The following is a 12,497-nucleotide window of genomic DNA, read 5'->3' as shown; positions in this document are numbered from 1 at the left end:
TCGTGTTCTTCATCGACACGATCGAGGTGTCGGGACTCGGCAACCGCAGCTACCTCGCGGGCGGTGAGCGCACGGCCGTGGCCGTCGACCCGCCGCGCGACCTCGACCAGGTGATCGCGGCGGCCGCTCGGCGCGGGGTGCGGATCTCGCACGTCGTCGAGACGCACGTGCACAACGACTACGTCACCGGCGGGTTGGAGCTCGCCCGGGTCACGGGTGCCGCCTACCTCGTGCCCGCCGGAGCCCGCGTCGCCTTCGACCGCGTACCGGTGCACGACGGTGACCGTACGGAGGTCGACCCCGAGGCCGGCCTGGCCCTGCGTGCGCTGTCCACGCCCGGACACACCCCCCACCACACCTCCTATGTGCTGGAGGAGAACGGCACGGCGGCCGCGGTGTTCACCGGTGGCTCGCTGCTGATCGGCACCGTCGGCCGCCCCGATCTGGTCGAGCCCCGGCTGACCGAGGGGCTGGCCCGCGCCCAGCACGCCTCCGCGCACCGGCTGGCCGCCGAGCTGCCCGAGGAGACGGCCGTGCTGCCCACCCACGGGTTCGGCAGCTTCTGCTCGTCCTCCCAGGCCGAGGGCACTGGCACGACCATCGGCAAGGAGAAGGCGTCCAACGAGGCCCTCACCCGGGACGTCGACACCTTCGTCGCCGATCTGCTGGCGGGCCTGGACGACGTCCCCGCCTACTACACGCACATGGGCCCGGCCAACGCCGCCGGACCCGCGCCCGTCGATCTGACCCCGCCCGCCATTGCCGACGCCGAGGAGATAGCCGCCCGGCTGGGCGCGGGGGAGTGGGTGGTGGACCTGCGCAATCGGGTCGCCTTCGCCCATGGGCATGTCGCAGGCTCGTTCAACTTCGAGGCGGAGGGGCAACTGGCCACGTATCTGGCCTGGCTGATCCCCTGGGGCAAGCCGGTCACCCTGCTCGCCGAGTCGCCCGAGCAGCTCGCTGCCGCCCAGCGTGAGCTGGTGCGGGTGGGTATCGACCGGCCGGCCGCCGCGGCCACGGGTGGGCCTGCCGACTGGATGCGTGAGGGCGAGGCGCCGGCCTCCTTCCCGAGGGGAACCTTCGCCGACCTCGCCGGGCGGTCCGAGGACGTCGTCGTCCTGGACGTGCGCCGGGCCTCGGAGCGGGCCGGTGGGTTCGTCGAGGGCTCGGTCCACATCCCGATCCACACCCTCCACCGCCGCCTGGACGAGGTTCCCGAGGGCGAGGTGTGGGTGCACTGCGCGGGCGGAGCGCGCGCGGCGATCGCCGCCTCCCTGCTGGACGCCGCGGGCCGGGACGTCGTCGCCGTGGACGACTCGTTCGACGCGGCCGAGAAGGCGGGACTCACCGTCCGGACCGCCTGACGGCGCCGGGCGCAGAGGCCGAAACTCCGTACCGACATGGGACACAGGAGCCAGAAACCGAGATGAGCATCTTCCGACGAGGCCGGCGCGGCCCAGGGCGCGTGAGCGTGCAGGAGGCGGCCGTGCGCACCGGGCACGGCGGCGCCGACGACGGCGGTGACGCCGTGCTGCTGGACGTGCGCGAACCGTACGAATGGCAGGCGGGGCACGCGCCGCGAGCCGTGCACCTGCCGCTGTCCGCACTGGCCGCCGGGGCGGGGCTGCCCGCTCACGCGCAGGCTCTGCCCCTGGTCGTGATCTGCCGCTCCGGCAACCGCTCCCGACAGGCGGCCGAACTGCTCGTCGCCCGCGGCTCCCAGGCCGTGGACGTGATCGGCGGGATGCGGGACTGGGCCGAAGCGGGTCTGCCGGTGGTGGACGAGCGTGGCCGTAACGGCACCGTCGCGTGAGCGCGGTCATACTCGCCCTGGCCGCCGGAGCCGTCATCGGCCTGGCGCTCGGCGCGCTCGGGGGAGGCGGCAGCGTCCTGGCCGTCCCCGCGCTGATCTACCTGCTCGGCTTCAGTCCGGTCGGGGCGACGACCGCGAGTCTGGTCATCGTCACGCTCACCTCGGTCACCGCGCTCCTCGCGCATGCCCGCGACGGGAATGTGCGGTGGCGTACGGGGCTGCTGTTCGCGGCTGCCGGGATCGGTCCGGCCATGCTGGGCGGCGCGCTCGCCGCCCGTGTGCCGGAGGCCGCACTGACGGCGGCGTTCGCCGTGGTCGCGGGAGCGGCCGCCGTCCGCATGCTGCGTTCCGGTCCGGCCGCGGAGGGCACCGTGACGGTGCGGCCGGGGCGCGCCGCGGCGGCCGGTACCGGGCTCGGCGCGGTCACCGGCATCCTCGGTGTCGGCGGTGGCTTCCTCGCCGTACCGGCCCTGGTGGGCGTGCTCGGCATGCGGATGCGCAACGCGGTGGGCACCAGCCTGCTGGTCATCAGCGTCAACTCACTGGCCGCGCTGGCGACCCGGGCCGGTACGGTCGAGGGGCTGGACTGGGCGGTCGTGGGCCCCTTCATCGGGGCCGCGATCCTCGGCGCCTGGGACGGCAGGCGGCTGTCCGCCAAGGTCTCCGGGGGCACGCTTCAGCGGATCTTCGCCCTGGCGCTGCTGGCCGTGGCCGCCTTCATGCTGATCGACGCGGTCGCGTGAGGCCGGCCTCAAACATGATCACGCCAAAGACAGGAACAGCTTCTCCAGGCGGGCGCGCATCGCCTCCGGGTCCTCGCCGTTCTTGCGGCCGGACTCCATGTCCGTCACGCACTGCTGCAGGCCCGTCGCGATGATCGCGAAACCGGCGCGGTCCAGCGCGCGCGAGGCGGCGGCGAGTTGCGTGACCACGTCCTCGCAGTCGCGCCCCTCCTCGATCATCCGGATCACACCGGAGATCTGCCCCTGTGCCCGGCGCAGCCGGTTCAGCACGGCCTTCAGGCCCGCACCCTCAAGCTCCAGTTCCACGATCACTCCTCGAAAGATACCCCTAGGGGTACTGTACGTCCCGGTTCGGGACGACGTCGACCATTAAGGATCACAACTGCCATGACCAACTCCCCCGCTCCCGTCACACTCGGCACGGACCAGGCCCGCACCCGGCTGCACGAGCTCACCGTCATCGATGTGCGCACGCCCGCCGAGTACGCCTCGGGCCACCTGCCCGGCGCGCTGAACATCCCCGTGGACCACATCCGGCGGGCGCTGCCGGAGATCCGGGACGCGGCCGAGCGCGGTGACGTCCTCGTCGTGTGCGCCTCCGGAGCCCGTTCCGAGAACGCCTGCCGGCTCCTGGCCGCGCACGGCATCGCCACGGCGACCCTCGCCGGCGGCACCGGCGCCTGGGCCGCCGAGGGGCACGACCTGCACACACCGGCGGCCTGCGACACCCGGGCCGGCTGGAGCATCGAACGCCAGGTGCGCTTCACCGCCGGCACCATGGTGCTCCTCGGCCTCGCCCTGGGCCTGCTCGTGCACCCCGCCCTCCTGCTGATCTCGGCCGGTATCGCGGGCGGCCTGGTCTTCTCCGCCCTGACGAACACCTGCGGCATGGCGGTCATGCTCGGCAAGCTGCCGCACAACCGCCCGCGCGCGGCCGACCTGGATGCCACGCTCGCCGCTCTGCGCAACCGCTGAACCCTTGCGGCACAGGGCACCCACGCAGCCGCCGCGGGTGCCCTGTGCCGTCAGTTCCCGCCCGCCGTCCCCGCGGCGGCCTGCCGGCGTACGTCCTCCATGTCGACGGCCCGGATCTTGCCGATGAGCTCCTCCAGCGCCTGCGGCGGCAGGGCGCCCGGCCGGGCGTACAGCACGGTCCGGTCGCGGACCGCCATGAGCGTGGGAATGGACGAGATCTGGAAAGTCGCGGCGAGTTCGGGCTGTGCCTCGGTGTCGACCTTGCCGAACACGATGTCCGGGTGGCGTTCGGCCGCCTTCTCGTAGACGGGGCCGAACATCCTGCACGGTCCGCACCAGGCGGCCCAGAAGTCGATCAGCACGATGTCGGAGCCGGTGATGGTCTCCTCGAAGTTGTCCTTGGTCAGTTCGACGGTCGACATGGGGTTCCCTCTCCTGCTGCGTATATACCCGGTGGGGTATCTGCCGGGTTCAACCGGTGCGGGGTCGGGTTTGTTCCATGCAGGCCAGGACCAGTGGTGACGGAAGGGGGCGGCCTCAGGGTTCCAGTGCGATGTCGATCTCGGGCGGCTGGTGGAGGGTGTTGTGGACCGTGCAGTGCGAGGCCACGGCCAGCAGTGCCGCGCGGCGCTGTTCGGGCAGCTCCGGCGGTGGGACGACCACGACGTGCAGGGTGGCGACCCGGGCGGGGCGGTCGGTGGCCATGGTGAACTCCGTGCGGACGCGCAGGCCGGCGCGGGGGAGTCCGTGCCGGTGGAGGTAGCGGCCCGCGTAGAACGCGACACAGGTGGCCAGCGACGCCGCGAACAGCTCGGTCGGGGTGGGTGCGGTGTCCGTGCCGCCCGCCTCCGGCGGCTGGTCGACCCGGAGCGGTGTCCTCGGACGTCCACCGTGTAGGCGTCCTGCTCGACGTGGGTGACCTCAAGACGGTGCACGGCTGTGGACTGCGGGCGGTTCGTGCTGAGGGCGTGAGGTGCGCTGCCGGTCATGGCCGAGCCCTTCTCGCTGGTGTCGGCTGCTCCGCAATCCAGTCGACCACTGGGCGCGGGTGCGGGGCGAGGGGCCGACGGGGTCCGCCGAGGACCGTTCGGCCCTCGCACCCATGGCCGCACCGGTATACCCTGCGGGGTATTTTTCCAGGAGGTTCGCGGCGCGTGGGCGGACCGCCGGGGTCGGTGGTCCCAGCCGAAGACATACCCGGGTGGGTACCCGAGTGGGGACGAGAGGCCCATGTCCGGCCGCCATCTCCCGTACGACGCTGAAGACATGGGCAAACACATCGTGATTCTCGGCGGCGGAACCGCCGGCACCATGACGGCGAACCGCCTGTGTCGCACATACGACCGGCGCGAGTGCCGGATCACGGTCGTCGACCAGGACGACGACCACCTCTACCAGCCCGGCCTGCTGTTCGTGCCGTTCGGGCTCGCCCAGCCGCGCCACCTCGTGCGGTCGCGTCCCCGGCAGCTGGACACGGCCGTCGACTACAAGCAGGCGCGGATCGAGCGGGTCGACCTGGACGCGCGCACGGTGCACCTCGCCGAGGGCATCCGGCTGTCGTACGACATCCTCGTGGTCGCCACCGGAGCGACGCTGCTGCCGGAGGAGACCGAGGGCCTGACCGGTCCCGGCTGGGGCGAGAAGGTCTTCACCTTCTACGACCTGCCCGGCGCGGCCGGTCTGCACGACGCGCTGGAACGCTTCGACGGCGGCCGCGTGGTGATCGACGTGGCGGACATGCCGGTCAAGTGCCCCGTCGCGCCACTGGAGTTCGCGTTCCTTGCCGACTGGTACTTCCAGCGGCGAGGCATCCGGGACCGGGTCGAGCTGACAGACGTCACCCCGCTGGACGCGGCCTTCACCAAGCCGGTCGCGGCCAAGGCGCTGGGTGGGCTGCTCAAGGAGAAGGGAGTTGAGCTGGTCACCGAGTTCACGCTCGGCGAGGTCGACGGTGCCGGGGGCCGGCTGGTGTCGTACGACGAGCGAGAGGTGCCCTTCGATCTGGCGGTGGTCGTGCCGCTGCACGCCGGCGCGGAGTACGTGGGCCGCTCCGCGGGACTGGGCGACGAGTTGGGCTTCATCCCCGTCGACCCGCACAGCCTCCAGCACCCGGACCGCCCCGAGGTGTTCGCCATCGGCGACGCGGCCGGTCTGCCGGCGTCGAAGGCGGGCTCGGTGGCCCACTTCGAGGGCGAGGTGCTGGTGCACAACATCGGACGCTTCCTCGCCGGACAGCCGCTGGACGCCGCCTTCGACGGGCACACGAACTGCTTCGTGGAGACCGGCTTCCACAAGGCCCTGCTCATCGACTTCAACTACGACACCGAGCCGCTGCCCGGCCACTTCCCCGGCCCCGTCGGCCTGCCGCTGCTGAAGGAGTCGCACGCGAGCCACCTCGGCAAGCTCGCCTTCGAGTGGCTGTACTGGCACAGCCTGCTGCCCGGCCGAGAAGTGCCCGGCATCGGCTCGGCCATGCCCGAGCGCGGCAAGAACCATGTGTCCGCCTGACCGAGAGGAGCACACCGTCATGCCCACCGCCACCTACGCCGACACCGCCGTCCCCGTCGACGACGAAGGCTTCTTCACCGACCCCGCACAGTGGACCGAGCCGATGGCCGAGCAGATCGCCCGCGAGCAGGGGATCGACGAACTGACCGAGCGGCACTGGACGGTCATCCGCTTCATGCGCGAGCAGCACGCGGCCAAGGGCACCGGCCCCACCGTGCGGGTGCTCGGCAAGACCTCCGGCGTGAGCGTCAAGGAGCTCTACCAGCTCTTCCCGAAGGGCCCGGCGAAGATTGCCGCGAAGATCGCCGGGATCCCCAAGCCCCGCGGCTGCATCTGAGGAGGGGGCCCGTCATGGCCGACACCGCAACGATCGAGAAGGTCTCGATCATCGTCTCCAAGGGATCCCTGGAAGGGATCTACCCGGCCCTGATCATGGCCAACGGCGCCCGTGCCGAGGGCATCGAGGCGGACTTGTTCTTCACCTTCTTCGGCCTGGACGCGATCACGAAGAAGCGGTGGGAGCACATCAAGCTGCCCACCGTGGGCAACCCGGGTCTGCACCTGCCGACCCTGCTGGGCGGCATGCCGGGCGTGCCGGACCTGGTCACCCGGTACATGGAACGCAAGATGGACAAGCTCGACATCCCGCCGATCCCCGAGTTCATCGAGATGATCGCCGACACCGGCGCGGGCATCTACGCCTGCAAGGCGTCCGTCGACCTCTTCGAACTCGACAAGGACGACCTGGTCGAGCAGGTCCAGGGGATCATCACGGTCGGGGAGTTCTACGAGCGTGCGGCCGGCAGCCAGATCATCTACACCTGAGACGACCGGGGTCCTCGGGGGTGGGTACGACGGGTCAGGCGCCGCGCTCGGCCTGGCCTGCCTGTAGGAGGAGCAGGCGGGCCAGGTCACGTGCCTCGTCGGCGGTGAGCGCGGCCCACACGCCCGGTTCGCCGCCCTGGTCGCGGCCCACGTCCAGGGTGACCCGGCCGATGGGCCGGTCCGCGGGCGCCAGCCGCAGATACCGCACGGCGATCCTGCGCCCGCAGCTGGTCACGACGCAGCTGTCCTCGCCCGTCGGGGGCCGGTCACGTCCTGCCGTCGTCATGGTCCTCACGCTCCTCCGCCGGGTTGCTGACGGTCCCCCTCGGCTGTCGTCTGCGATCTGAATACCCAGAGGGGTATGAATAGCAGCGTCAGGCGAGGCCGCATTGTTCCCCGGCACGGGGTGCGCGTTTCCCGTTCACGGGCGGGTGGCGAGGCGATCCGGGCTTCCGCTGTCCGGCATCGCCGGGGCGTCGCTCGTCTGCATGGGCGTTCGTCCGGAGCGCCTGAGCATGTACCGGCTGAAGGCGATCCCCGCGGCCGCGGCCACGAAGGCCCAGGTCCAGGGGCTGGTCAGCAGGGTGTGGCGCAGGTCGGTGCCGATCTGCCGGCTGAGGACGAACACACCCATGACGGCGACGAACCAGCCGAAGGACTTGCGCAGCGCGTCCTGCGGGATACGTCCGGCGAGCAGACCGCCGAGCACGCTGCCGACCACGGCGGTCGCCGTGACGAGGGTCGCGAAGCCCCAGTCGATATGCACGCCGGCGAGGTAACCGGCCAGGCCCGCGAAGGACTTCATGGCGATGACCAGCAGTGAGGTGCCGACCGCGACGGTCATCGGCAGACCGCCGAGCAGCGCGAGGGCGGGCACGACGAGGAAGCCTCCGCCGGCGCCCACCAGTCCGGTGACCAGGCCGACGACGATGCCGTCCAACAGCACGTGGAGAACGGGGAGTTCGTGGTGGACCTTCTTCGCCGCCTGCCTCCGCCCCCGGATCATGGCGACCGCCGTGGCGATCATCATGAGGGCGAACGCGATGAGCAGGACCGTGCCGGGGATGAACTCGGCGAGACGTCCGCCCGCGTAGGCGCCGGTCATGCCCGCCAGACCGAACAGCAGCCCCGTACGCCAGCGGACGCGTCCGGCACGGGCGTGCGAGACGACCCCGGCGGCACTCGTGACGCCGACGACGAACAGGGAGGTGGCGATGGCCTCCTTGGTCTCCATGCCGGCCAGGTAGACCAGAATCGGCACGGTCAGGATGGATCCGCCGCCGCCCAGGATGCCGAGGCTGACGCCGATGAGCAGGGAGGCGGCGATGATGACGGCGATCATGACGCATCCCGCAGGGCGGCGACGACCGTGTCGAGGTCGGTGCGCGGGCCGCGGTTGTAGGGCAGCTTCGACAACAGCATGCCCATCGCGCAGGTGTTGGTGAGCGCGGCGATCGCCAGCCCGGCACCGACGGCCGTGCCGATCAGGTGCAGTCCGGGCACGAACAGGCCCGCGACGCCCGTCACCAGCACCAGGCTTCCGGCGACGAGCCGGACCTGGCGCTCCAGGTCCCAGCGCTCGGGCCCCCGGTTGAGCGGGCCGCCGGCGGACTCCCATGCCATGACGCCGCCGTCGAGGACGCGCAGGTTGGGCAAGCCGGCCTCGGCGAGGGCCTTCGGCCTGGGCGGCGCGGGCGCCGGAGCGGCAGATGAGGACGACGTCCTCGTCGAGGTGGTGGAGCAGTTCGGCGCGGTGCTCGCGCAAGGTGTCGAGAGGGACGTTGTAGGAGCCGGGGATGTGCGCGGTGTGGAACTCGCCGGGCGTGCGTACGTCCAGCAGACGCGGGCCCTGGCCCGACTGGGTCAGCTCGCGCAGAGCGGCGGGATCGAGACGTGATGTGTCGGCATGGAGGGGCATCGGGGGTTCCCTGTTGTCCGTGAAGCGTTCTTTTTGCCTGTGAAGCGTCTTTTCGACGGGGGCGGGCGGCGGCCGGTGTCCCGGTCACCGCCCGGTTAGCGGGTGGATCAGACGTCGGCCGACGCGGGCAGGGCGAGCCACGCGCCGTAGCCGCCGAGCAGGTCGGAGACGTCGGAGCGGCCCTTGTGGCGCAGCAGGCTGGCGGCGATGGAGGAGCGGTGGCCGCCGGCGCAGTGCACGACCAGAGGCCGGTCGGCCGGGATCTCGTCGATGCGGCGGGCCAGTTCGGCCAGCGGGATGTGCAACGAGCCGTCGATGAAGCCCTCTTCGCGCTCGGAGGTGTTGCGCACGTCCAGGACCAGAGGTGCTTCGTCGCCGTCCAGCAGCAGGCGCAGTTCGTCGGTGGTCAGACGGCTGGCCTGCTCCATCTCGTCGGCCAGGGCCGGGAAGGCGCCCTCGGGCTCGCGCAGATACCCGCCGACCTTGTCGAAGCCGATCCGGGCGAGCCGGGTGACGACCTCCTCCTCGCGATCCTGCGGCGCGACCACGACGACCTCCTGCTCGGGGGCGACGACCATGCCCGCCTGCTCGGCGAAGCGGCCGTCCGCGGGCACGTTGACGGAGCCCCGCAGACAGCCGGGCGCGAAGTCCTGCGGCGAGCGGGTGTCGATCACGACCGCTCCCGCCGCGCGCCGCTCCATGAACTCCTCGACCGACAGCGGCCGGGGTGCGACGGTCGCGTCGAACAGGCCGTGCTCCTTGCGGTTGAGGATCGCGTCGTAGACGAAGTAGGCGGGCGCGGACGGCTGCCCCTCCGTCACCAGCTCCACGAACCGCTCCTCGCTCATCGGCCGGCAGGCGTAGTTGGTGGCACGCTGCCGGCCGATGGTGGACTGGCGCTGGGTGGAGAGGTTCTTGCCGCAGGCGGAGCCGGCGCCGTGGGCGGGGAAGACGCGGACGGCGTCCGGGAGGGCCATCAGCTTGTGCTGGACGGTGTCGTAGAGCATCCTGCCGAGTTCCTCGGCGGTCACTCCGATCGAGGCCAGCAGGTCGGGGCGGCCGACGTCGCCGATGAAGAGAGCGTCACCCGTCAGCACGCCGTAGGGGACCGTGTCGTCCGCATGCTCGTACACCAGGACGCTGATCGACTCCGGGGTGTGACCCGGGGTTTCGAGGATCTGGAGCTGGACGTCGCCGAGGCTGATGCGTTCGCCGTCGGTCAGCTTGTGGATGGGGTACTCGGCCTCGGCGCGCTGCCCGTAGCCGATCCAGGCACCGGTGCGGTCGGCGAGCTCCAGGTGGCCGGCGAGGAAGTCGGCGTGGAAGTGGGTGTTGACGACCGCCTCGATGGTGAAACCGTGGGCGGCGGCGTCGGTGAGGTACTCGGAGACGTCGCGGCGCGGGTCGACGACGACAGCCTTGCCCGTGGTCTCGTCGGCGATCATGTACGAGGCCTGGGAGAGGCAGTCGAGGTAGTACTGGGCGAAGAACATGGTCGGGTGACCTCCGTAGCGGAAGGGCTAATTACCCCGGGGGGTATATAGAAGGGTCTGGTCCGCCCTTGTCGGAGGGCGGGGGCGGTGGCCGGCCCGGGTCGGGGGAAGCCCGGGCCGACCGGTCAGAGGCGGCCGGTGAGCATGCCGTGCCAGTACACCGGCGGCAGCACGTACCGCTTGAACACCCACATGTCGCGCCGCTCCTTGAACGTGTTGATCAGCGGGAACGAGGGCGTGGGGTTCAGGTCGTAGTCGAACTCGGCGAGCAGCATCCGGTCGCGGGCCGTCACCAGCGGGCACGACGTGTAGCCGTCGTACCGGCGCGACAGGGAGCGTCCGTTCATCACGTCCAGCAGATTCGCGGCGACCACCGGGGCCTGCTTGCGTACGGCCGCGCCGGTCTTGGAGGTGGGCAGGTTCGCCACGTCGCCGAGCGCGAAGACGTTGTCGTACGACGGGTGCTGGAGCGTGTGCTTGTCCGCGGCGACGAAGCCCTGGGGGCTGGCCGGATCGGCGAGCGGACTCGCCTTGACCCAGTCCGGCGCGCTCTGCGGCGGCACGGCGTGCAGGAAGTCGTAGCCGAGGATTTCCTTCGTGCCGTCGACGTGGTCGGTGACGGTGAGCTCGCGGGCGTCGCCGTCGACGGCGGTCATCTCGGAGCGCAGCCGCACCTCGATGCCGTACCGGTCGGCCACCTTCTCCAGCACCTGTGACCACGCGGGCACCTTGAACATGGCCGGATCGGGGATGACGAAGACGATCCGGATGTCGTCGAGGACCTTGCGCCTGCGCCAGTGATCGGCGGCCAGGTAGGCGATCTTCTGCGGGGCGCCGCCGCACTTCAGTGGGGTTGCCGGATGGGTGAAGACGGCCGTGCCCGAGCGCATCTGCTTGATCAGCTCCCAGGTGCGCGGGGCGTACTCGGGTGCGTAGTTGCTGCTCACCCGGTCGTGGCCCACGGCCTCGCCGAGGCCGGGGACGCCACCCCAGTCGAGCTGGAGCCCCGGTGCCATCACCAGGTGTTCGTAGGCGAGTTCGCCGCCACCGGACAGGGTCACCGTGCGGGCCTGCGGGTCGATGGCCAGGGCGCGGCGGCGGATCCAGCGCACGCCGTCCGGTATCACCGACCCCTCGGGGCGCCGGGAGGTGCCCAGGGTCGCCTGGCCGCCGCCGACCAGGGTCCACAGCGGCTGGTACCAGTGGGTGTCGGACGGTTCGATCAGGGTGATGTCGTTGACGCCTGCGCGGCGCAGGCGGGCGGCGACGCTGATGCCGGCGCTGCCGCCGCCGATGACGGCGACGCGGTGGCGGCCGGAGATCGGTGCGTCGGCGGGGGAGGGGGTGGCGGCCAAGACGGCTCTCCTTTCCAGCTGGCGGGTGTGCGGGTGCCGGACGGGGTCAGGCGGCTCTACCTTCTTTGCCGGTCGGCGGGCAGTTCGTCGCACCGGGCCGGCAGGGTGCGGAGCGACATCAGTCGCGCGCCGGGTACGTGTCCGGCCGCGTACTCGTCCGCCTCCCGTACGTCGACCACGAGCGCACCGTCGGCCCAGGCCGCGGCGCATGTCTCGGGTGTCACTTCACGCGCCAATTGGTTGCCTCCTCAATTACCCCCGGGGGTATCTCTTCGGTGAGAGTAAGGCCATCCGGCGACGAGCGTCAAATACCCCCTGGGGTATTTTCCCCACCGGGTAACCCGCGGCTCGGCGTCAGGGCCGGGAACCGGTCGTGATCCCTGTGGTGGGCTCTGAGTGGCCGGTGTGTCATCGGTGTGCCGTGGTGGCGTGGCTCGGGTTCTGTGCACGGAGTGAGCGAGGGCCGCGGTCGCGGCGATGATGACCTGTCAGGTCACTGGCCCACGTGCGGAGGCCCCGGAAGAGCAAGCGTGCGATTAGTGATGCTCGCGTCGAAGGTGGCCGGCCGTGAAGGTAGGGGGCGGCGGCGTGTCTCCCGGCTGTGGCGGCAATGACCAGGGGCTCTCCCTGACTGACGGGAAGTCACCTGTGGAACTGGACTGAAGGTCCCTATTGCGGCGGTGTGTGCCGTGTCACGCATTCCAAGGCTGCCCAAGTTGCCTGCATCACAGCGGAAATGTCCATTTAGCGTCCATGCTCGAAACGGCCACCGGCTCCCGAAGTGGAGCCCATCGGCAACGCCTTGGGTGCGAAGTCCCAAAGTGACCCATGACACAGCACTCGCGACATTCCTGCTTGTTCCCCCGG

At 71.0% G+C, this 12,497-nt stretch carries 15 protein-coding genes and 1 pseudogene; 7 read left to right on the top strand and 9 right to left on the bottom strand.

Features of this window, described 5'->3' with window-relative positions:
* The first annotated feature begins 2 nt into the window (after positions 1–2).
* From AB0I54_RS43070 to AB0I54_RS43060, 3 genes are all read left to right on the top strand, one after another.
* Complete coding sequence (locus tag AB0I54_RS43070) at positions 3–1,364, top strand: MBL fold metallo-hydrolase (protein ID WP_363301836.1); 1,362 nt, start codon at positions 3–5, stop codon at positions 1,362–1,364.
* A gap of 62 nt (positions 1,365–1,426) precedes the next feature.
* Positions 1,427–1,813: a rhodanese-like domain-containing protein gene (locus AB0I54_RS43065; RefSeq protein WP_363301835.1), complete on the top strand. Its 387-nt coding sequence runs from the start codon at positions 1,427–1,429 to the stop codon at positions 1,811–1,813.
* A complete protein-coding gene (locus AB0I54_RS43060) occupies positions 1,810–2,556 on the top strand; it encodes a sulfite exporter TauE/SafE family protein (protein ID WP_363301834.1) in 747 nt (248 codons plus the stop codon). Before AB0I54_RS43065 ends, AB0I54_RS43060 begins: the two co-directional genes overlap by 4 nt.
* A gap of 18 nt (positions 2,557–2,574) precedes the next feature.
* On the opposite strand, the gene AB0I54_RS43055 is transcribed toward AB0I54_RS43060, so the two are convergent.
* On the bottom strand, positions 2,575–2,862 hold the full coding sequence (locus tag AB0I54_RS43055; RefSeq protein ID WP_263215692.1) for a metal-sensitive transcriptional regulator: 288 nt from the start codon (positions 2,860–2,862) through the stop codon (positions 2,575–2,577).
* An 81-nt stretch (positions 2,863–2,943) separates the two neighbouring features.
* On the opposite strand from AB0I54_RS43055, the gene AB0I54_RS43050 reads away from it, so the two are divergent.
* The gene (locus tag AB0I54_RS43050) at positions 2,944–3,531 is read left to right on the top strand and encodes a rhodanese-like domain-containing protein (protein WP_363301833.1); all 588 of its coding nucleotides are present in this window, start codon (positions 2,944–2,946) and stop codon (positions 3,529–3,531) included.
* A gap of 50 nt (positions 3,532–3,581) precedes the next feature.
* On the opposite strand, the gene trxA is transcribed toward AB0I54_RS43050, so the two are convergent.
* Together trxA and AB0I54_RS43040 are read right to left on the bottom strand one after the other, a co-directional pair.
* Complete coding sequence (trxA, locus tag AB0I54_RS43045; RefSeq protein WP_363301832.1) at positions 3,582–3,953, bottom strand: thioredoxin; 372 nt, start codon at positions 3,951–3,953, stop codon at positions 3,582–3,584.
* A gap of 115 nt (positions 3,954–4,068) precedes the next feature.
* Positions 4,069–4,326, bottom strand: a complete 258-nt coding sequence (locus AB0I54_RS43040; protein ID WP_363301855.1) for an OsmC family protein — start codon at positions 4,324–4,326, stop codon at positions 4,069–4,071.
* A 471-nt stretch (positions 4,327–4,797) separates the two neighbouring features.
* On the opposite strand from AB0I54_RS43040, the gene AB0I54_RS43035 reads away from it, so the two are divergent.
* The 3 genes from AB0I54_RS43035 to AB0I54_RS43025 are packed head-to-tail and all read left to right on the top strand — an operon-like array spanning position 4,798 to position 6,864.
* Complete coding sequence (locus AB0I54_RS43035) at positions 4,798–6,039, top strand: FAD/NAD(P)-binding oxidoreductase (RefSeq protein ID WP_363301831.1); 1,242 nt, start codon at positions 4,798–4,800, stop codon at positions 6,037–6,039.
* 19 nt (positions 6,040–6,058) lie between these two features.
* Positions 6,059–6,376: a TusE/DsrC/DsvC family sulfur relay protein gene (locus AB0I54_RS43030; protein ID WP_363301829.1), complete on the top strand. Its 318-nt coding sequence runs from the start codon at positions 6,059–6,061 to the stop codon at positions 6,374–6,376.
* 14 nt (positions 6,377–6,390) lie between these two features.
* A complete protein-coding gene (locus AB0I54_RS43025; protein WP_363301828.1) occupies positions 6,391–6,864 on the top strand; it encodes a DsrE/DsrF/DrsH-like family protein in 474 nt (157 codons plus the stop codon).
* Positions 6,865–6,898: 34 nt separating this feature from the next.
* Here the strand turns inward: AB0I54_RS43025 and AB0I54_RS43020 are convergent, their stop codons facing one another.
* From AB0I54_RS43020 to AB0I54_RS42995, 6 genes and pseudogenes are all read right to left on the bottom strand, one after another.
* Complete coding sequence (locus tag AB0I54_RS43020; RefSeq protein WP_363301827.1) at positions 6,899–7,150, bottom strand: hypothetical protein; 252 nt, start codon at positions 7,148–7,150, stop codon at positions 6,899–6,901.
* A 135-nt stretch (positions 7,151–7,285) separates the two neighbouring features.
* Positions 7,286–8,206, bottom strand: coding sequence for a sulfite exporter TauE/SafE family protein (locus tag AB0I54_RS43015; protein ID WP_363301826.1), 921 nt, complete (start codon positions 8,204–8,206; stop codon positions 7,286–7,288).
* A pseudogene (locus AB0I54_RS43010) lies at positions 8,203–8,782 on the bottom strand (rhodanese-like domain-containing protein). The gene AB0I54_RS43015 and the pseudogene AB0I54_RS43010 overlap by 4 nt, the downstream one beginning before the upstream one ends.
* A 107-nt stretch (positions 8,783–8,889) precedes the next feature.
* A complete protein-coding gene (locus tag AB0I54_RS43005) occupies positions 8,890–10,275 on the bottom strand; it encodes a rhodanese-like domain-containing protein (protein ID WP_363301825.1) in 1,386 nt (461 codons plus the stop codon).
* 125 nt (positions 10,276–10,400) lie between these two features.
* Entirely contained in the window at positions 10,401–11,630 is a 1,230-nt protein-coding gene (locus AB0I54_RS43000) for an FAD/NAD(P)-binding oxidoreductase (RefSeq protein ID WP_363301824.1), read from the bottom strand.
* A gap of 56 nt (positions 11,631–11,686) precedes the next feature.
* Positions 11,687–11,866, bottom strand: a complete 180-nt coding sequence (locus AB0I54_RS42995) for a rhodanese-like domain-containing protein (RefSeq protein WP_363301823.1) — start codon at positions 11,864–11,866, stop codon at positions 11,687–11,689.
* Positions 11,867–12,497: the final 631 nt, after the last annotated feature.

Source organism: Streptomyces sp. NPDC050625, assembly GCF_040654755.1.
Classification (GTDB): domain Bacteria; phylum Actinomycetota; class Actinomycetes; order Streptomycetales; family Streptomycetaceae; genus Streptomyces.
This window is presented reverse-complemented; position numbering and strand designations above follow the sequence as displayed.